The organism is Paenibacillus fonticola DSM 21315 (genome assembly GCF_000381905.1).
GTDB classification, from domain to species: domain Bacteria; phylum Bacillota; class Bacilli; order Paenibacillales; family Paenibacillaceae; genus Fontibacillus; species Fontibacillus fonticola.
The window spans coordinates 41,693-60,586 of the sequence record NZ_KB907279.1; the positions used below are offsets into that span (position 1 = coordinate 41,693).

The 18,894-nt window shown below is 46.9% G+C and carries 17 protein-coding genes, 1 rRNA gene and 1 pseudogene; 13 read left to right on the top strand and 6 right to left on the bottom strand.

Going from position 1 to position 18,894, the window contains the following annotated elements:
* Positions 1-72 precede the first annotated feature (72 nt).
* The gene (locus G358_RS0125785) at positions 73-819 is read right to left on the bottom strand and encodes a YqcI/YcgG family protein (protein WP_019640152.1); all 747 of its coding nucleotides are present in this window, start codon (positions 817-819) and stop codon (positions 73-75) included.
* A 159-nt stretch (positions 820-978) separates the two neighbouring features.
* On the opposite strand from G358_RS0125785, the gene G358_RS0125790 reads away from it, so the two are divergent.
* From G358_RS0125790 to G358_RS0125845, 12 genes are all read left to right on the top strand, one after another.
* On the top strand, positions 979-1,425 hold the full coding sequence (locus G358_RS0125790; RefSeq protein WP_019640153.1) for an OsmC family protein: 447 nt from the start codon (positions 979-981) through the stop codon (positions 1,423-1,425).
* A gap of 123 nt (positions 1,426-1,548) precedes the next feature.
* Entirely contained in the window at positions 1,549-2,115 is a 567-nt protein-coding gene (locus tag G358_RS0125795) for an HXXEE domain-containing protein (RefSeq protein WP_019640154.1), read from the top strand.
* 235 nt (positions 2,116-2,350) lie between these two features.
* A complete protein-coding gene (locus G358_RS0125800; RefSeq protein WP_084662902.1) occupies positions 2,351-2,950 on the top strand; it encodes a glycerol-3-phosphate responsive antiterminator in 600 nt (199 codons plus the stop codon).
* Positions 2,951-3,242: 292 nt separating this feature from the next.
* A complete protein-coding gene (locus tag G358_RS0125805) occupies positions 3,243-4,607 on the top strand; it encodes an ABC transporter substrate-binding protein (protein WP_019640156.1) in 1,365 nt (454 codons plus the stop codon).
* A gap of 84 nt (positions 4,608-4,691) precedes the next feature.
* Positions 4,692-5,564 (top strand): carbohydrate ABC transporter permease, encoded by an 873-nt coding sequence (locus G358_RS0125810; RefSeq protein WP_019640157.1) that lies wholly within the window; start codon positions 4,692-4,694, stop codon positions 5,562-5,564.
* Positions 5,561-6,403 carry a carbohydrate ABC transporter permease gene (locus tag G358_RS0125815; RefSeq protein ID WP_019640158.1) on the top strand — a complete coding sequence of 281 codons (843 nt, stop codon included), beginning with the start codon at positions 5,561-5,563 and terminating at the stop codon, positions 6,401-6,403. The genes G358_RS0125810 and G358_RS0125815 overlap by 4 nt, the downstream gene beginning before the upstream one ends.
* 25 nt (positions 6,404-6,428) lie before the next feature.
* Positions 6,429-7,007 carry a YdcF family protein gene (locus tag G358_RS0125820; RefSeq protein ID WP_084662903.1) on the top strand — a complete coding sequence of 193 codons (579 nt, stop codon included), beginning with the start codon at positions 6,429-6,431 and terminating at the stop codon, positions 7,005-7,007.
* A 28-nt stretch (positions 7,008-7,035) separates the two neighbouring features.
* Entirely contained in the window at positions 7,036-7,860 is an 825-nt protein-coding gene (locus tag G358_RS0125825) for a Cof-type HAD-IIB family hydrolase (protein WP_019640160.1), read from the top strand.
* Between the two features lie 519 nt (positions 7,861-8,379).
* Complete coding sequence (locus G358_RS0125830) at positions 8,380-9,093, top strand: polyphosphate polymerase domain-containing protein (RefSeq protein WP_019640161.1); 714 nt, start codon at positions 8,380-8,382, stop codon at positions 9,091-9,093.
* A 5-nt stretch (positions 9,094-9,098) separates the two neighbouring features.
* On the top strand, positions 9,099-9,800 hold the full coding sequence (locus tag G358_RS0125835) for a DUF4956 domain-containing protein (RefSeq protein ID WP_019640162.1): 702 nt from the start codon (positions 9,099-9,101) through the stop codon (positions 9,798-9,800).
* Positions 9,797-11,950 (top strand): CotH kinase family protein, encoded by a 2,154-nt coding sequence (locus G358_RS0125840; RefSeq protein ID WP_019640163.1) that lies wholly within the window; start codon positions 9,797-9,799, stop codon positions 11,948-11,950. Before G358_RS0125835 ends, G358_RS0125840 begins: the two co-directional genes overlap by 4 nt.
* 104 nt (positions 11,951-12,054) lie before the next feature.
* A complete protein-coding gene (locus G358_RS0125845) occupies positions 12,055-12,309 on the top strand; it encodes a GlsB/YeaQ/YmgE family stress response membrane protein (protein ID WP_019640164.1) in 255 nt (84 codons plus the stop codon).
* Positions 12,310-12,402: 93 nt separating this feature from the next.
* Here G358_RS0125845 and G358_RS0125850 read toward each other — a convergent pair whose 3' ends face one another.
* From G358_RS0125850 to G358_RS34445, 4 genes and pseudogenes are all read right to left on the bottom strand, one after another.
* A complete protein-coding gene (locus tag G358_RS0125850; protein WP_019640165.1) occupies positions 12,403-13,992 on the bottom strand; it encodes a response regulator in 1,590 nt (529 codons plus the stop codon).
* Complete coding sequence (locus G358_RS0125855) at positions 13,949-15,370, bottom strand: ABC transporter substrate-binding protein (RefSeq protein ID WP_019640166.1); 1,422 nt, start codon at positions 15,368-15,370, stop codon at positions 13,949-13,951. Before G358_RS0125855 ends, G358_RS0125850 begins: the two co-directional genes overlap by 44 nt.
* 35 nt (positions 15,371-15,405) lie before the next feature.
* Positions 15,406-17,127 carry a sensor histidine kinase gene (locus G358_RS0125860; RefSeq protein WP_019640167.1) on the bottom strand — a complete coding sequence of 574 codons (1,722 nt, stop codon included), beginning with the start codon at positions 17,125-17,127 and terminating at the stop codon, positions 15,406-15,408.
* Positions 17,128-17,238: 111 nt separating this feature from the next.
* A pseudogene (locus tag G358_RS34445) lies at positions 17,239-17,331 on the bottom strand (carbohydrate ABC transporter permease); the annotation flags it as partial.
* 476 nt (positions 17,332-17,807) lie between these two features.
* On the opposite strand from G358_RS34445, the gene G358_RS30915 reads away from it, so the two are divergent.
* On the top strand, positions 17,808-18,632 hold the full coding sequence (locus tag G358_RS30915) for a C40 family peptidase (RefSeq protein WP_019640168.1): 825 nt from the start codon (positions 17,808-17,810) through the stop codon (positions 18,630-18,632).
* A gap of 144 nt (positions 18,633-18,776) precedes the next feature.
* Here G358_RS30915 and rrf read toward each other — a convergent pair.
* A 5S ribosomal RNA gene (rrf, locus tag G358_RS0125870) occupies positions 18,777-18,893 on the bottom strand.
* Between the last annotated feature and the right edge of the window lies 1 nt (position 18,894).

The following is an 18,894-nucleotide window of genomic DNA, read 5'->3' on the forward strand; positions in this document are numbered from 1 at the left end:
CTCCCATGGCGCAAATCGTCGCCCGAACTTGTACCATTTTATTCCGGGAGGGAGGATTGTACGACTACCAGGTCAAGTTTTATTGGAGCGAAAACCGGAAAAAGGGCAGCGTGAAGCTGATGGAGCCGAATCATCCCCGAGAAAATACTGCTTCCACTCGAAATTATTATCGCTACCATAGCTGTTCAGATCGGGGTGAATGCCGGCTGCATCATACACAAGGATTCGCTCCCTGATTTTAGTCCTAATATGGGCTGCAGCTTCACCTGATGCGTTAAACTCCACAAGCACCCAACGGGGCGTAATCGCCATGATAAAATAAGGAAAATGCCGGCTTTGCCGCAGACGATGGGCCGGAGTGGCACTGTACACGAAATATTGCTCTTGGTTGAAGCAGTATTCCCAGAGCGGATCATGGGGATCTGTAGGGATATGCTCAGGCCAATCCCGGTCATCCAGTTCCCTAACTTTGCGCAGCAGCCTCCAGAAGATATTCCTGTATTCCTCCACGTTACTTCTCTCTACCAGCTCTTGCGGCGTCTCGAAAAAGAGTATCAACGATGTGTATTTCCCGAAGCTCCGCGATTCCTCACCGAAGCTCCCCAGCAGACCAGCCAGCTCTGCCACTGCCTCATCCCTACGAGGGTCACTGACGAAGCCGTATCTGAATTGCCCCCGTTTAAAGCCGATCGTTGCCGGAATGCAAGGAAATAAATATTCCGTGTCAGCCAGCTTCAGCGCAAACTGCCGATAAGCATCGTATTTCCAGCCGTCTTCTTTGGGCGACAGCCCGTTCATAAGAGCTTGATCGTAAAGCATAATTCCCAATCCTCCTTCGTAGTACACAGTATTGAAGGAGTCTGAGATGTGTGAATGTCCCGTCCGCATTACTTTTGTATTGACATTCGGGTAATCCAGGCATATAATTCAATAAAACCTAGCGGATAAGTATGTTTTAAACAAAGGAGAGATGAAGTAATGGCTGCTGTACAAACCTTCAAAGCAACTGCACACCTGCAAAACGGCGTACAAGTCAAGACGGCTTCCCGCCAATTCGAACTGATCATCGATGAGCCCAAGAGCTTGGGCGGAACGGATACCGGAATGAATCCGGTCGAGGCGCTGCTGGCCTCGCTCGGCGCATGTCAGGCAATTGTCGCCCGGGTGTACGCCCCGAAATTCGATGTTGAGCTCGAGGATTTCCGCGTGGAAGTAGAAGGCGATATCGATTTGGACGGCTTCTTCAATCGGTCGGACGTTCGTCCGGGATACTCCGATATACGGTATACGTTCTATGTTAAAACCAGCTCCCCTCGTGAAAAAGTGGAAGAGTTCGTACATTTTCTGGAGAGTAAATGTCCAGTAGGCGATACGATCGCCAACCCGGTTAATCTGAAGCTCGATCGGATCGTAATCGAGAACTAATCATGCAAAGAGGTACAGCTTGTCACCATGGACAAGCTGTACCTCTTTTTTAGCTGGAATAGAGACATCCAATGGATTTCCCATCCATAAATATGATATTTTATCTCTAGGAGCGTGAGAATCATGTTAATAGACGCGTTGATCCAGCTAAATGAACACATTCATTTTCTAAGTCTGTTATGGCTGTTTCCTATCATTTTTGTGTTTCATGACTTCGAGGAAATTCTTACGATAGAGCGCTGGGTTACGCAGCATGGAGCGCGCGTTCAAAGCTCGCTGCCCCCGTTTGCCCGCAAGCTGTACCAGGCTTCGTTTCAATTGAACACCTTGAATTTTGCCAAGGACGTTCTGGCCGTATTCATCGTCATTGTGACCGTTACGGTACTCGCTGTGTTTTACTCCTTCTATCTGCCCTTTATCGCCGCCCTGCATTTATTCTTTCTGCATGTGTTTACCCATGTCTTCCAATCCGTCTACTTCAGGCTGTATACCCCGGGCGTCTTGACCTCTATCGTACTTGTGCTTCCTTACTCGCTCTACGCTTACTACCGGCTGCTTACGGATCACATCGTAGGGCCGCGTGATCTGCTGTGGGGACTGATTCTCCTGCTCATCGTTCTGCCGCCTGCGCTCCTCTTATTGCTCCAGGGCCGCAAGCGGTATGTCAATAACACGCAGACCAAACTTTAAGCAGTTCCCAACGCGTGGGGCTTGGCATCTCATGATGTTGGTCAACCACATCCAACCGAATTAAGAGGGCCTAGAGGTATGTTTAATACCACTTGGCCCTCTTTTATCATTGCTTTTCTTTAATCCTCATTATTATCGATTGGAATTTAATTGCATCATTACATTCCGCTAACACTTGCTTAATTGAACCCTAACAATTGAAGTGTAACTTAGAGTATAAATCAGCAAAGGGGACATGCATGTGATCCAACCATATATGCATCAAGAGCCGCTTGTGGAACAGGGCCCGTGCAAATTACATATGCCTATGCCGATCATCGCTTCCATCACCAAGCCTGAGCAAATTGAAGCCGCCGTGCAAAGCCAGGTGCAGCGGGTCATTCTTATGACGGGAGACATCCTGCAAATGGCAGACATTATGGAACGGCTGCAAAAAACAGATAAGCAGGTATACGTGCATTTGGAAATGGTGGGCGGTTTGGGCCGCGATCATTCTGCGGTTCACTACTTAGCGAAAAAGTTCGGAGCCGATGGAATCGTATCGACGAAGAGCAACGCCATTGCGGCAGCCCGGCAGGCCGGAATTCGTTCAATTCAGCGCATTTTTGCCATCGATACAGCTGCTGTCGATACGGCAATCAAGGTCATAGAGCAAGCAAAGCCGGATGAAGTAGAACTGATGCCAGGATTAATGCCGCGAATTATCCGCGAGCTGAAGACCGTGCTGCACCGGCCATTGATCGTCGGAGGACTGATCCGGCATCAGGCCGAAATAGAGAGTGCTCTGCAGCATGGAGCTGATTTTGTCTCTGTTGGAGATATGCGATTTTGGTAAACCAAACAATATAATAATGGTTGTGGACGGGTGGAGACGATGAGATAACCCTGAAGCAGACTGCTTATTACCCTGTTAATGGGAGGTGGTATGCTTTTTTTCTGTTATCTTAATCGTCTTTTTATTATGCCTATCCATCGCTTTGCTTTTTTGAAGCCGGATACCTGCCTGTCTGGTCATTACTCATCTAATCATCACCGGTACAGGCCAATATCAAAGTTTATCGTTAGATTGAGTTTACTAATTAGATCCGCAAAAACTATATTCCAGGGTAGGAAAAGGAGAATTCATTTTGAAAAAGATAACTTTAATCTTGTCCGCATTAATAATAATTTTAGGAGGTTTGGCAGGGTGTGCTAACAAAGATGGCGGCAGCGAGACGAAATCTGCAAGCAGCCTGTCGGCAAATGAGAAAGTTAAGCTGACTTATTTTAGCTGGGATCCCTCTCAAGAAGAAGCCCTCGGGGAGATGATCCAGAAATTCCAACAGGAAAATCCGAACATTGAAGTGTCGATGCAGAGCTATAAACCTGCCGATTATTGGACGAAAATCAGCGCGATGGCCGCTTCCGGAGAAATGCCGGATGTGTTTGATATGAGTTCTGGTTATATTGACGAGTGGGCATCTAAAGGCCTTCTTGCAAATTTACAAACATGGATCGATCGCGATATTAAACAGGACGATTATTTTACAAGCATTTTCGACGCGGTACGTTATCCGGATAAGGAAAAAGGAGACATGTACGCGTTTCCTTATGCTTGGGTAACCACTGTGCTGTATTACAACAAGGATATGTTCGATCAGGCCAACTTATCCTATCCAACCGAAGAGTGGACATGGGAAGAGTTCCGGAATGCCGCTAAGAAGCTGACAATAGATACGAACGGTGACGGAACGACGGATCAGTGGGGCTTTTGGTTCTTTGGGCGTTATGCACAAATCGAGCCTTGGCTGTACCAAAATAACGGGGACATTCTAAACCCGGAGAAAAGCCAATTTGAGATCAACAAAAACGGAAAAGAAACATTAAAATTTTTAACGGACTTGACTACAGCGGACAAAGTTTCTCCAGCTCCTAAAGATATGAAAGGAATTAAGCAAGAAGACATTTTTGCAATGGGAAAAGCAGCGATGTGGGTCGACGGCTCCTTTATGATTGATAACAACCCAAATGTCATTGGCGATAATTTTAAATGGGGGATGACTTCTGTACCGCGGGGCCCTCATTATAAAGACCAAGTTACTTATGGCTGGCCGGATAACTTAGCGATTTCGAGCACTTCGAAGCATACAGAGGAGGCTTGGAAGTTCATTCAATTTATGACCGGCGAGTCAAGAGGCGTGGAACATTATCAAGGCGGTAAAGTTCCTATTTATAAACCGGTTGCTCTGTCCGAGGAGTGGCTTGAAGCGGATATGCAGCCTGCCAATAAAGATTTTATTCTGGAACAAGGCAACTATGTAGGCCGTAACTCTTATACGATAGCCTGGTCCGAATGGAGAGGCTACGGTGCCGCAGAAGGCTCTGGCTTGAACGGTGAACTGGATCAGGTATTGGATGGTATAAAAAGCCTGGACGATGCGATTGCCAGCGTGACTAAATATGCCAATGAGACTTTGAATTATGCCTTTGAGGTTTTGAACCGTACCAAATAATGATGATGAATAGATGATAAATCGTTGAAAGAAGGTTCCTATCCCGGGAACCTTCCACCATTTTTTTCACAAGGGCGTGACTGTTTGCGATTTTATAACAACTATGCGTATTTATTTTTAATACCGACAGTGCTGGGACTGCTCTTTTTCAGACTGATTCCTATTGCCATTTCGATATTCGCGGGTTTTACGAACTGGGACATTTATTCACCTCCCCAATGGACAGGATTAAGCAACTATGTTCACATGTTCCGTTCGGAAGAATTTTGGAGTGTATTGAAAAGAACGTTTGAATTTTCATTTTTTTTCACGGCAGGGGTATGTGTTCTCGGGCTGTTTTTCGCTGTAATGCTCAATCAAAGGCTGAGGGGGATACATTTTTTTCGGGGTTTGTTTTTTATGCCCGTTATTACCTCTGTTGTTGCTGTCGGCATTTTATGGGACTGGATTTTAAGCCCGCAATTCGGTGTTCTGAACAGCCTTTTAAACCGGATATTCCACCTGACGAGTTCGCCTTCTTGGCTGGGGGATCAAAAGTACGCACTCGGCACTCTCATAGTAGTGTATATTTGGAAGTCTGTAGGTTATCAGATGATTATTTATTTAGCCGGCCTCCAGCATATTCCCGGCGAGCTACGTGAGGCGGCCAGGATTGACGGGGCAAACGAGGCGCGCTCTTTCTTCTCAGTTACATTGCCCTTATTGACGCCGACTCTCTTTTTTGTACTGATTATTACGATTATCCAGTCGTTCCATACGTTTGATATTACCTATTCCTTGACCAGAGGCGGTCCTTATCAGACCACTACAACCCTTTCGTATTACATTTATCAAAACGCATTCGTCCACTATCGGATGGGCTATGCTTCCGGTTTAGCCTACATTTTATTTTTCTTTACGTTAATTATTACCTGGCTTAACTTCGTTGTTAAGAAAAAGTGGGTGAACTACCAATGAAGCGGAACAAACAGATCAAGAGCTTGATCGTTTATGTATTTTTGACAGTGTACAGCATTGCAACTGTATTCCCTTTTTTCTGGATGGTGCTCTCTTCTTTCAAGTCATCGGGCGCCGTATTTGAAATTCCGCCGCAATGGGTTCCTGATTTATTGTTTAAACCGGGAATGTGGGACAGCTATTTTAAGGTGCTCACCAAGCATAATTTTCTCCGTTATATATGGAACAGTTCGTTTATCTCGGTCACTTCGTCGTTAGGCCAGCTACTTACTTGCTCTCTTGCCGCATTTGCTTTCGCCAGAATGCAGTTCAAAGGAAAGCAAATGATTTTTGCACTGCTCGTAGCCACGATGATGGTGCCCACCGAAGTTACGATCATTCCTGAGTTTCTGTTGTTTTCCAAGCTTGGTTGGCTAAACACCTATGCCCCGCTGATTGTCCCATCATTACTTGTGGGGGCATTTGGAACCTTTATGCTGAAGGAATTTTTCGAATCGGTACCCGCGAGCCTAGAGGAGGCCGCGATCATTGACGGGTGCTCTCCCCTGAAAGTATATTGGCATGTATTTATGCCGGTTGCGAAACCCTCTCTCGCTACGCTGTTTATTATCGCCTTTATGAACAACTGGAATGAAATTCTGCGGCCGGTTCTCTACATTCAGTCGCCACAGCTGAGAACGCTGACCCTCGGTTTGTCACAATTTCAATCAGAGTATACGACGGACTGGAATTTGCTGCTTTCCGCTTCTGTCATTACGATTCTGCCGCTGATTATTGTGTATGTATTCAATCAACGCTTCGTTATGGAAGGCATGATGACTTCCGGGATAAAAGGCTGAACTTTATGCGTAAAAGGAATGAGAGATGATGATAATGCTGCTGGGTTTGATTGTCTGCCCGCTTGTCGCTCTGCTGCTGTATTTCTCATGGATGCATACGGCCCCTCTTCATAAAAAAGGGACAGACGCGATGATTATATTAGGATATAAGTGTGATGATGATCGCATCCATCCGCTGCTGCTTGACCGTTTAGCTGCTTCGCTTGAACTGCTGGAAATGTATGACTACAAAAAAATAATTTTGACCGGCGGACCCGTAACATCTGCTCAATCCGAGGCAGTGATTATGAAGGATTACCTGGTACAACACGGTGTCAATCAAGACAAAATTGTACTGGAACAACATGCGAGGGATACAGTTCAAAACATTAGCAACTGCCAAACAATTATGCAGCGGTTCAATCTAAAAACATCTACGGTGATTTCCAACTCTTTTCACATTAGGCGCACTCAATGGATTGCTAAATTTTTGGGATTTCCGTCTTATTATTATGCTAATCGGAGTATCCGGGCTGTATTCAAGCAAGGGTATTGTACGCTTTATGAATTGAAAGCATATTACGCCACCATAAAAGTAATCAAGAACAGGTCTGTCATAAAATAATATCAGGCGAAAGAAAGGGTAGTTTTCGGTGAGCGAAATACGATTAATTGTCAGCGACTTGGACGGGACGCTGCTCTCTCCAAGCCAACAGCTGTCCCCCCTGCTCATCGCAGCCATCCAGCGGTACCAATCGCAGGGCGGATGGTTCTCGCTTGCAACTGGACGCCCCTATATCACCGCGATGCCAATCGCCAGACAACTGGGAATCCAGCTTCCGCTTATATTGTGCAACGGAGCCGTAATGGCAACGGCCAGAGGAGCTATTGCCGAGAGGAACGGTTTAGATGCCGGCCTGCTCAGCGGATTGCTGCGTGAGGCCAATGAAGCAGGCCTTAACATACTCCTGTATCGCGGGGATCAGGTTTACACCTTCCGCCATACAACGGACATCGCGGACTATGAGCATAAAGAGTGTGTCACCTGCTCGGTAATTTCTTACGAGGAGGAAATGGTCTGGAGAGACTGTGAGTTGGACAAAGTCATCCTGCTGGGGCCGGTTGAGACAAGTTATTCCTTATGGATGAAGTGGGCTCCTGCCCTTGCTGGCGCTGCCGCCGCCTTCCAATCCGAGCTTAACTACCTTGAGCTGGTTGCCGGCCACGTCAGCAAGGGCACTGCATTGAAGCTGCTGATGCAGAAGCTCGAAGTTCGACCTGAAGAAGTTATGGCGATCGGCAACCAGATGAATGATCTGCCGATGCTGCTGACAGCGGGTATAGGCGTCGCCGTAGCCAACAGTCCGGACAAACTCAAGGAAATAGCTGATTACGTATGCGTCAACAGCTATGGAGACGGCGTACTGGAAGCGATTGAGCTGTTCATTTATAGCAGCTGGGCTAAAGCCCGTATATGAATTTTTAGACCATCACATCTGAATACTCCAAATACTCTATCCTCTCAAATGTTAAGAGGACTGAAGGAATGTCTGGAACATGAGCTGAGCGTAAGGCTAGCTGTTGATGCCGTCACTAGCTGCTGATATGATACCACCAACGTTTTTACTGCAATGGCGGCATCTCATGTTACTTACAGTATTCTTTGGTCCTTCTATTTTTTTCTCCTTTCCCCTCTACCTATTTGCCAGCCCGTTCTGCGTTCTTCAATCCTGCGTTCTGCGTTTTTTCGTTCTACGTCTTCTTTCTGCGTCCCTCGTCTACGTTTTTCTTTCTGCGTCTTTGTTCTACATTCTTTTCTACGTCCACATCTATATCTTCGCTCCTCTGTAATTAACTTTCAGTTTACATTCAGTTTACATTAAGTGAGAAATCAGGAACGGTTGCTAACATATATCCTAACTCGCACAGAGTAGAGCAGTATGAACCAGCAATGAACGATATAGCCAATTTCCCAAGAAAAGAGGTGTACATGCATCATGAGCACAAAACTCAACTTTCGGCACGAACTCAAATTTTTAATCAACCGGCAGCAATATTTCCTTTTGCGGCAGCGTCTGGTCAACTTGATGGATCATGATCGGCATACAGGCTCTAACGGGGAGTACCACATCCGCAGCCTCTATTTCGACGACATTGATAATACGGCGCTGCACGAAAAGCTGGGGGGAATCCGCCAGCGCAGCAAATACCGCATTCGCATCTACAATATGCAGGACGACGTGATTCACTTTGAGAAAAAAATCAAGCTGAACGACTACATCGCCAAGGTGAAGGAGCCCATCACCCGCGATATGTACCATTCAATCCTTGACGGCGACTTCCAAGTCCTTAATGTACCGGAGAAGCCGCTTCTAATGGAGCTCTATCAGCAGATGAACCACCGGCTGCTTAGACCAAAGGTCATCGTGGATTACGTGCGCGAGCCGTTCGTCTTTGCAAATGGCAACGTCCGGATTACATTTGACAAGGATTTAAGAACCGGGCTGCATGCGATCGATATTTTCGATCATCAATTGCGACCGGTATCCGCGATTGACGATAAGCTCATCATTCTGGAAGTCAAATACGATGAATTCATCCCTGAGACAATCCGGGCCGCGATCCAGTTTGATGGGCTTACCCGCCAATCCGCATCGAAATACGTCATTTGCTGCAAATATCTTAAAGAAAACTCATGGGAGGATTATTAATCACTATGGAAACGACCACAAATGCATCATCTACCACCTTTAGCGACATTATCAAGAAGTCGGTGCTAAACAACTTTACATCCGATATCAGCCTGTCCAAAATTCTTATCACACTGGGCATCGCATTTATCATTGGCTTATTTATTTATATTCTGTACAAAAGGGTATTCAGCGGCGTGCTGTACTCAAAAAGCTTTAACGTCTCCTTGATCGGTATGACCTTGGTGACGGCGATGGTCATCATCGCGATCAATTCCAACCTGATCCTGTCGCTTGGCATGGTCGGCGCCCTGTCGATCGTCCGCTTCAGAACGCCGATCAAAGATCCTACCGATCTGATCTTCCTGTTCTGGGCCGCTGCCGCAGGCATCGTCACTGGGGCTGGCTTCTATACGCTAGCGGCCATTGGCTCCGTCATTATTGGGCTGGTGCTGTTCCTGTTCATCAAGAACTCTGCATTGGAAACCCCTTATCTGCTTGTGATCAACTGCAGCGGCGATGAAAGCGAGCAGGCGATTCACCGGGCCATATCCGGACTTGTCAAACGCTATAATGTGAAGCAAAAAACCGTATCTCCCGGCAACATCGAGATGACGCTGGAGGTTCGCCTCCGCGACAGTGAAGGCGTGTTCGTCAACCGGATCTCCGAGCTGGACGGAGTGAGAAACGCGGTGCTGATCAGCTACAACGGGGATTATGTATCATGACCTTTAGGCTGAAGAGCGCTCTAAAGAGCCTGTCCCTTGTACTTATGTCCATTGGGCTCGCCGCGTGCTCCGCTGCCCATGTGCCGGCATCCGTATCTTCCAGCAATAACGGCACGGCTGCCACCAGCGCTTATAACCTAGCCTCTGGAACAGCGGCGGCCGAGTATCTCGACGAGGTCGTATTTCCCAAAGATAAGGTCATCGACGTCAAAATTACGATTGATCCTGACGATTTTCAGGACATGCTGGACAATGCCAGCGCCGAGGAATATAAACCGGCCTCCGTCAATTACAACGGACAGCAGATCGACAATATCGGCATCCGTACGAAAGGAAACTTGTCCCTGCGCAGCGTGGTGCAAATGAGCGATTCGGACAGGTACAGCTTTAAGCTGTCTTTTAACGAATACGTGAATCAAACCTTGGGCGGACTGGAAAAAATCAACCTGAACAACAATTACAGCGACGCCTCTTCTATGCGGGAATATCTCGCCTACGAGCTGGCGGAAACGATGGGTCTGCCGACGCCGAAATATTCATTCGTCAACATTTATATCAATGATGAGCTTTGGGGCTTCTACCTGGCCATGGAGCAGATCGGGACCGCGTACTTGGAGCGCCATTTCGATCATGCTTACGGTGCCTTGTATAAAGGCGTAATGACAGGGAGCGGCAGCGATTTGATATGGCTGGGCGATGATCCCGATTTATATACCGGGTTGGAATTGAAGTCCAAGTCCGAGAATGGCAACGTGCTGACCGATATGCTGGACGAGCTCAATCATGGCACCGATTACGAAAGTGTGATCTTTGTCGAGGAGGCCTTGAAGTATATCGCCTTGAACGTGGTCACGAACAATACCGACAGCTACATCGGCGGAAATAAGCAGAACTACTATTTGTACGAGGAAGACGGCGTGTTCTCGATTCTGCCTTGGGACTACAACATGGCCTTCGGCGGATTGGGCGGCGGCATGGGCATGGGACGCGGCGGCATGTCTGGAGGCCGTGGAGGCACGGCTGGAGGCATTGAACAAGGAGGGCTGTGGCTCAACCCTATAGCGGGGAACGGCACTGAAAATGACCTAGACGGAAGTACAGGCAAAGATACAGGCAATAACCCCGCTGCTCCGTCGCAATTTCAAACCAGCGAGGCAGAAGAACGTTCTGAAATCAACGGGGATCCAGCGGCAAATGCAATACCGGGACATTCCGGTACAGCGCTGCTGATCGACGAGCCTACCCAAGGGGCACTGGCTGATCGGCCTCTCGTCGCCAAGCTGCTTGCGGTGGATGCTTATAAAAAGAAATATCATGACATCATTAAAGAGGCGATCGGAGGTTATTTGTCGGAGGACAGCTTTTCCGCTCGCGTGGAGCAATTGAAGCAGTTGATCTCTGAATACGTTGAGCAGGACCCTAACGCATTCTACACGTATGAGGAATATCTGCAAGGCGTGACGGATTTGATGGCGACCAATGCGAAGCAGGTCGACAACATTGCCCAGCAGCTCGCCGGAACGCTTCCTTCCTCCGGGGATGGTTCGGGCAGCGGTGGTGGTATGGGCGGGGGTATAGGTGGCAGATTCGGGGCTGGCGCAGCACCGGACATCCGCAATCATGTCGATGCTCCCGCAGCCGTTGGAGAGCAAAGCGCAGCTGCAGGACAGCAAGATGCTGGAGTTGCCCGGAACAAGCAAGGGGCGAAAACACAGCAAGGCGCAGCTGCAGGGCCGGAGAGCCAAGGGGCGCTAAATCAGCAGCAGGGTGCAGACCGAGTGCAAGCAGGGCAGAGTGCCCTGACACAGGCCCCCATCCCTTCACAGAACGGGCAAGGCGCTAACCGGGCAGAGTCAGAGCATGAAGCACCGGCACAGCAAGGGACCGCCCCTTCCTTCGGCAACCCGGAAACTGCTGCTCCTGACGGGCAAGCGCCCCAAGAGGGATTCCAGGGAGGAAGGCGTTCCCCGGACGGCATGGGCTTTAGCCCTCCTGAAGGATTCGGCAATCCAGGCGAATTTGGGTGGGCTGGCCAGCAAAGCCAGCAGCAGGGCAGCACGACAACAGAAGCCATAACGGCAGGCCTATCATTGCTTGTACTGCTTGCAGCCTGTGCATTCGTATTTTATTTCCGGCGAAAGCGGCTGTAGCATTTTCAAACTTCGAGATTTCAAACGAGTAACGAAATGTTTAAAAATGCATAAGGTGGTTAATAGTAAACAGGCGTACTAATCCTAAGGATGAGGTGATAATGATGGGTTTTTTATGGTCATTAATTATCGGAGGTATAATTGGATGGTTAGCCGGACTCATTATGGGCAGGGACATTCCCGGCGGAATTATCGGTAACATTGTTGCGGGCTTTATCGGTGCATGGCTGGGCAGTCTTATTCTCGGCAACTGGGGCCCGGTCATCGGCAGTTTCTACTTCGTTCCCGCACTAATTGGCGCGATCGTATTAGTCTTTATCGTGAGTTTAATAATGGGTTCGATGCAGCGGAACCGTTAGTAAGCGGTTAATAAATTTATCAAAATAAGAGCGGCCGGAAATACCGGCCGTTCGTTTTTATTATATGCTGCAATTTTTGATGTGGAGCCGAAACTACCCGGCCTCCTCCCGGTATTCGGAAGGGGTTTTGCCCGTAATCTTTTTAAATACCTGACTGAAATACCTTGGGTCCTGATACCCGACTAATGGAGCTACCTGATACACCTTCACATTCGTATTTTGTAAAATAAACTTCGCCTTTTCGATCCGGCATTGCGTTAAATACTCCAGGAAGGTATAGCCTGTTTCTTGCTTAAACAGCATACAAAAGTGGCTTATGCTAAGCTCCGCCAACTCGCAAACCTCCTCAATGCTAAGATCTTTATGATAATTATGCATAATGTAAGAGGTGGCTTTGGCAATAACAGCTTGCACATCTCCGCGCGAATAATTCTCCTTACTCTCCATGATCCACTGCCCGAAGCATTTCTTCAGTACAGCAATCATCTCGTTAAGAGTGGATGAGGCGTAGAGCTCCTGCAGCAAGCCTTCCATCGACCATTCCAGCATCAGGTTCATGCCTTCGAATTGCCGATACAATACAATAGTAAGCTCGACGATCATTCGCTCTGCCTGCTCCTTAGTTAATGCCTGTTGCTCCAAATAACTTTTTATCTCATCAAAAAGATACAGCATTTGCTGGCGATCCAAAGTACGGACGCATTCCAGAAGCGCTTCCTCCAATTGCGTCGGATATTTCACATTAGAAGCGGAGTAAGTCTCCTCACTCTTTGAGTAGACGTATACCCCTTCTTCACCAGAATAAAAGCGTTGATACAATGCTTCAACAGCGCTTTGGTATGCTTCGTTCAACTGATCGATGCCGATCTTGCTTCGACTAAAGCCTACAGAGCACGACAGCTTTGTATTTGTTTTAATTTGCCCAATTAAGTCCTTTCCCAGACTTTCTTTTCTGTCGCTTAGCGTATTAGGAAATAATATAACCCATTCCCCGCTATGGAACGGAAATGTTGTTAGCCCCCCCTGATTCAACGACCATTCGCTGACAATATTACGAATAGCAAACAACCAGAGGCGCTTCTCATCCATCGGCCATTGCTCATTCAATTTTAAGAAGTGATCGAGCTGAACAACAGCCATGAAATACCCTTGCTCTAATTCACTATTTTCCAACCAGCGCATATGCTGCAGCGGGCTTTGATTTCCTTCAATAAATTCAGCGAATAAACGCTCCCGGGCCAGTAAAGACAATACTTGCACAGAATGCAGCAGCTTGTCGTTCTCCTGCTGCCTGTTCAAATGCCGCTTGGCCCGCAAAATCATCTCAATCAATTCATCATGATCAATCGGCTTCAATAAATAATCAAAAGCTCCCTCTCGGAGCGCCTCTCTAGCATACTCAAACTCACCATAACCGCTTATAAAAATAAATAACCTTTGCGGATTTTCAGACAATACTTCCTTCATTAAGGAAATACCGTCCTGGCCAGGCATACGAATATCGCTAATAACCATATGTGGTGATGTCTCCCGCACTAACTGAAGAGCCTGCTCCCCATTTCGGGCTTCGCCTGCAATTTCCAAATTAAGCTCTTCCCAAGGGATGGCCGCTTTCAAGCTTCGTAGAATAATCGGCTCATCATCGACCAGAATTACTCTGTACTTCGCTTCCGTCGAGCTCATTTACTGCACCTCCCGAATTCTTAAAGGGCAAAGAACTACTGCGCAGATCCCAATAAAGCTCTGAGCTGAGCTGCAGCTCCTCCAGTGCTTCCCCCGCATCTAGTTGGCCCCCGATCATTTCCTTCAAACCCTTCAAAAAGGATCTTTTGACCTCAGGTGACAGTACGTTGTCATATGGAACAAAGCTCTGTGTACTCTTCTCCATTAATGTAATGACCTGGGCAAATACAGGACCTGTTCTTTCGGGGTCAAAGCTGATCTTTATAGATGGCAGCCGCAGGCCTTCATATACAATGCGGCTCTGCACTTCCTCCGTATAAAAATACTCCAGCAAATCCAGGGCGGCCTCCTTCTTGGCATCCTCCAAATTGGAGGACAGCCCAATCCCAATTGTATATCCGCCTGCTATGGATTTTGTCTCCCCTTGCCGTAAAACTGGAAAGGGAATAACCCCCACTTCATCCTGAAAACTGGTCGCAGATTTTGTATCTTTTTCGTTTCGGTGAAATAGGTTTATGTCCCAGTTCCCATTCAAATACATGGCTGCTTTGCCGCTTGTAAACTGGGCAATGGCCTCTTCGGTAGAGTAGCCGTTTGCCGAAGCGGCAAACGCTCCTGACTTCGCCCATCTGTCCAAATGCTCATAAGCTTGCAAATATTTTTCATTGCGGAAGTCGTAATTGTCATCCCCATGCGATAAGGCCTGGATCAATTCTGGCCCGGCATACCGATCCATTAAATAATGAGCAAAAATAGCCGCCGGCCAGCGATCTTCATTGCCCAGTGCAAATGGAATATAGCCATTATCCCTTAAAACAGAAATCACATGATCCAATTCGGACAACGTACTCGGCTCTTTAAGCCCAAGCTCGTTAAAAATCATCTTATTGTAATACAAAGGCTCCGCATTTCCTTCGATCGGCAGCCCGTATACGCGCTTATCGAAGGTCCACAATTGCAGATCACGGTATTTCGCTTTCAATCCCCGATTTTTGACAAATTGGCTTAAATCCATCAGGCGGTTAGCCCGAACGTAAGGCTCGATTTCAGCCCCGCCAAACAGCACGAACATATCAGGCGGTGTTCCGGTTACCATTTCGCTCTTCAGCTTCTGTTCCCGATGCGTAGTCTGGTCCATCCCTTCGAAATTCACCTTTACATTGGGATGGGCATTCTGATACTCTGACACTACGTCCTCAAAAATGTTCAGCATCGGCCGATCATGCTCCTTGATCCAAAAATGGCGAAAAGTTAAAGTGATCTTCTCGCTCTGATTCTCCTCAATCGGATCTCGGTTGCCCGCTGTTATGATTATAACGGATACGGCAAGAACAGTAGTATAAAGCAGCATCCAACCCCAATTCAGCAACCATTTCATAACTGTTCCCCCTTTCTTACCTATTGTTAAGTTCATTACGAAACAATTTTAGGTATGCGAATTCGGATCGTAGACCCGAATCCCGGGGAAGAACATATCATGATGCCGTAATGCCCGCCAAATTGGATACGCAGCCGTTCATGAACATTTTTAAGGCCGACGCCGTTTTCCCGGTATTTCCTTAGATTGCCCCAATCTTTATTCCACATTTTCCGCAGCGTCTCCGGATCGAAGCCAGGTCCATTATCCATAACGTATATAAAAATATCACTGCCCTGTTCCTGCGATCTGATCGTGATCGTTCCGCTGCCCTCCATTGGTTCGATCGCATGGTATAACGCATTCTCCACAATAGGCTGAACAATCAGCTTTTGCGTCTTATAGTATTTAAGCGAATCCGATATGTGCATGTCATAAGTAAACTTATCCTCAAAACGGAATTTCTGAATATCCATATAATGCCGGACGTGCTCCATCTCCATCTGCAGCGGGATCAACTCCTGATTCTCGCTAATGCTGATCCGCAGCAGTTTGCCAAGAGATACGACCATCTTGCTAATACTTTTATTCCCCTGCAGTACGGCCATGGAATTGATCGATTCCAGAGAATTATAAATGAAATGCGGATTAATTTGCGCCACAAGTGCTTGCAGCTCCGCCTCTTTCTTGCGGTTTTGCTCGGTCTCCACCTGCTCGATCAGTTCATCGATTTGCGTGCTCATCCGATTGAAGCCGTCCACCAGCAAATCCCGCTCATCATCCGCCGGCAGCGTGGAAGTAATCGGTACAAATATCCCTTGCTGAACTCTCTTCATCCCATTCACGACGCTGATAATGCTGCTGACCAGTCTGCGAACGAAGAAACGGTCAAACAAAAATGCGGATACTAACGATACTAACACCAAAATAACGGCGATGTTGCGAATCGACAAAGATTCCGAGGCAATTAATTTAAACGGTGTAATCGCTACCAATACCCAGTCTTTATTATGAGATGGCAAATAAGTGATCAGTGATTTCTCTCCAAGATACTTATCCACATAGTATCCTTTACTGTTGGAATATTCGTCAGACAGGAACGGGAATGAAGTCTGTTCCCCGATATGCTCACCAGACTTATCAAATACAATGTTCCCCTGCGTATTTACCAGCAGAATATCTCCTTGTTTTAGCGTTGCCGCTTCCCAGAACACCTGATCCAGAATGTCTGGCTTTATATATATGACGAGGACCCCAATATCCTCCAAAGAAAAGTAATCCTTAATGACGCGGGCCTGAATAAGTACCGGATTCCCCGTAGTGACCGAACCATTCTCCCCGGGTCCAATCCAAACCGGTCTTCCTTCGGCCAGCTTCATTTTTTTGTACCAGCTCTGTCCGCCCAGTTCTTGGAATGCCGTGGATTCATTAGAGCTGTAGAACAATTTATCTTCGGTATACAATGCGAACGAAGTAATCATCGGATGATTGAACAATTTGCTTATCTCTTGCTTGCTCTCGTAGCTTACCCCTGCTCCCGGCACCCTCAGCGCCAGCTGAATAACATCCTGAGTGATCGCCGAATTCGAAGTATTCGTTATTTCGTTCAGCGCGAATTTCAGCTTTCTGTCGCTTTCCAGCAAAGAGATCCAATAAAAGTGGCTTGATTTTTTCTCCATTGCATTGGAGAAGCTATAGTACGACACGCCGCCCATCAGAATAACCGGAATGAACACGAGAAGTATAATCGCCAGTAAGATTTTTCGACGGAGCTTCATCCCGTCTGCCTCCCCTACTATCTTCTAACTGTATTATTCTTCATCGTGTTCCATATTCCTTGAATATTTTTAACATATCGTATCTCGTAAGACGAGCTTTTACGAATGTTATTAGCTTTTTATAGCTCCAGAAGTAAGCCCTGCGATCATCCAGCGGCTGAACAGCAAGAACACGATGAGAAGCGGCAATGCTGCCGTAATGGTTTATGGTGTTCAATCTATTCGTTCTTCCCGTGCTATTCGTGCTGTTTATTCTATTCACCTCAAGACTCCTTTCAAAGATAAAAGTTCATATAGTTAGTCTACCGAATTTGCTACATCATTTTGAGTAGACAAAATTGTGATTTATAGTTGATTTTTTTCCGATTGCTGTACATAACAAAACTACTGCATCTACTACCTGTGAAGCGGAGTCGTAGAAAAAAGTTGCTGCGGTTTTGCGACTTCCTTGCAGGCCCTGGTTCCGCTATGCAGCAAAAAAGAGTTACGGGATAGGTACGAGTGAGCCCACTCCATAATTGCCACCTTTTTCGATGCTTTGTCTTTGTCACAAGGCCTCCTTTTCTTAATTTGTAGTGTAGTTATAAAGTTAGTGTGAAATCCAAGATAAAACCATATTCTCTGGATAAGTAAACTGAAGATCAGGACATTCTATAAAGAAAATAAACGGAGGAGTTCATTTGAAGAAGCTGATTATCGCCGTAGCTGTACTTGCTGGTACAATCCATTCGCAAACTTGCTTTGCAGTTCCATACGATCAATATACAGCAAATGGTAACGAGACCTTTTGGTCCATCGCCAAGAAATTTGATGTTGATGTGTCCGAGCTGCAAAAAATCAACTCCTTGGTAGACCCCGAGAATATTTGGAGAGGTTTACTGATCAGCCTTCCTCAGGGTCATAAACCGGCGGCGGGACTAATATCTGCGAGCGAAGTATCTAGGACCACATATAAGATGCAGGCTGGGGATACGTTTTGGGGCATTGCGCAAAAAAACAGGATACCCCTTTCCTATTTGCTTGAGGCCAATCCCAAAGTAAAAAATCCACACGACATACTTCCCGGACTAGTGATCAATGTCCCCATTGCCCCGCCTTCGATATCTCCGAGCGCGAGTTGGGAGGAAAAAGCAGACTATATCATCGCTGTGGCAAGGGACCAGTTTGATGTTCCTTATGTTTGGGGCGGGGAAAAGCCCTGGGTCGCATTGGATTGCTCGTCATTCACTCAATATGTGTATGGCAGAGCCGGCATCAAATTGCCCCGTACATCCAATTGGCAATACCAATATGGTACCTATGTTTCAAAAGATCAATTAAGAAAAGGGGATCTCGTATTTTTTAAAGAGCATGGCTCAAAAACAATCACTCACGTCGCCATCTATTTAGGGAACGATTTGATGATTAACGCCGATACAGACCCAAGGGACGGAGTACAACTGGAGTACATCTTCGGGGATGACTATTATGGCGCCGCATATGCAGGGGCAAAACGTTATTTCTAAAGAGCAGAATCGTATTTATATCCTTATATTCTAAGACTCCGACGTCCTTCGCTAATTAAATGTGTATCTCTGTATCTTCGTATAAAAGATGCAAAATACAAAAAAGCACTGCTGATTCAAAGATCAGCAGTGCTTCTTCAAATTGCTTGGCGACGTCCTACTCTCCCAGGACCCTGCGGTCCAAGTACCATCGGCGCTGGAGGGCTTAACGGTCGTGTTCGAGATGGGTACGTGTGGAACCCCTCCGCCATTGCCACCAAAC

Excerpts from the sequence above, each read along its gene's own strand:
- G358_RS0125785 (WP_019640152.1), bottom strand. The coding sequence starts at position 819 with ATGCTTTACGATCAAGCTCTTATGAACGGGCTGTCGCCCAAAGAAGAC.
- G358_RS0125790 (WP_019640153.1), top strand. The coding sequence starts at position 979 with ATGGCTGCTGTACAAACCTTCAAAGCAACTGCACACCTGCAAAACGGC.
- G358_RS0125795 (WP_019640154.1), top strand. The coding sequence starts at position 1,549 with ATGTTAATAGACGCGTTGATCCAGCTAAATGAACACATTCATTTTCTA.
- G358_RS0125800 (WP_084662902.1), top strand. The coding sequence starts at position 2,351 with ATGCATGTGATCCAACCATATATGCATCAAGAGCCGCTTGTGGAACAG.
- G358_RS0125815 (WP_019640158.1), top strand. The coding sequence starts at position 5,561 with ATGAAGCGGAACAAACAGATCAAGAGCTTGATCGTTTATGTATTTTTG.
- G358_RS0125820 (WP_084662903.1), top strand. The coding sequence starts at position 6,429 with ATGATGATAATGCTGCTGGGTTTGATTGTCTGCCCGCTTGTCGCTCTG.
- G358_RS0125830 (WP_019640161.1), top strand. The coding sequence starts at position 8,380 with ATGAGCACAAAACTCAACTTTCGGCACGAACTCAAATTTTTAATCAAC.
- G358_RS0125835 (WP_019640162.1), top strand. The coding sequence starts at position 9,099 with ATGGAAACGACCACAAATGCATCATCTACCACCTTTAGCGACATTATC.
- G358_RS0125840 (WP_019640163.1), top strand. The coding sequence starts at position 9,797 with ATGACCTTTAGGCTGAAGAGCGCTCTAAAGAGCCTGTCCCTTGTACTT.
- G358_RS0125845 (WP_019640164.1), top strand. The coding sequence starts at position 12,055 with ATGGGTTTTTTATGGTCATTAATTATCGGAGGTATAATTGGATGGTTA.
- G358_RS0125850 (WP_019640165.1), bottom strand. The coding sequence starts at position 13,992 with ATGAGCTCGACGGAAGCGAAGTACAGAGTAATTCTGGTCGATGATGAG.
- G358_RS0125855 (WP_019640166.1), bottom strand. The coding sequence starts at position 15,370 with ATGAAATGGTTGCTGAATTGGGGTTGGATGCTGCTTTATACTACTGTT.
- G358_RS0125860 (WP_019640167.1), bottom strand. The coding sequence starts at position 17,127 with ATGAAGCTCCGTCGAAAAATCTTACTGGCGATTATACTTCTCGTGTTC.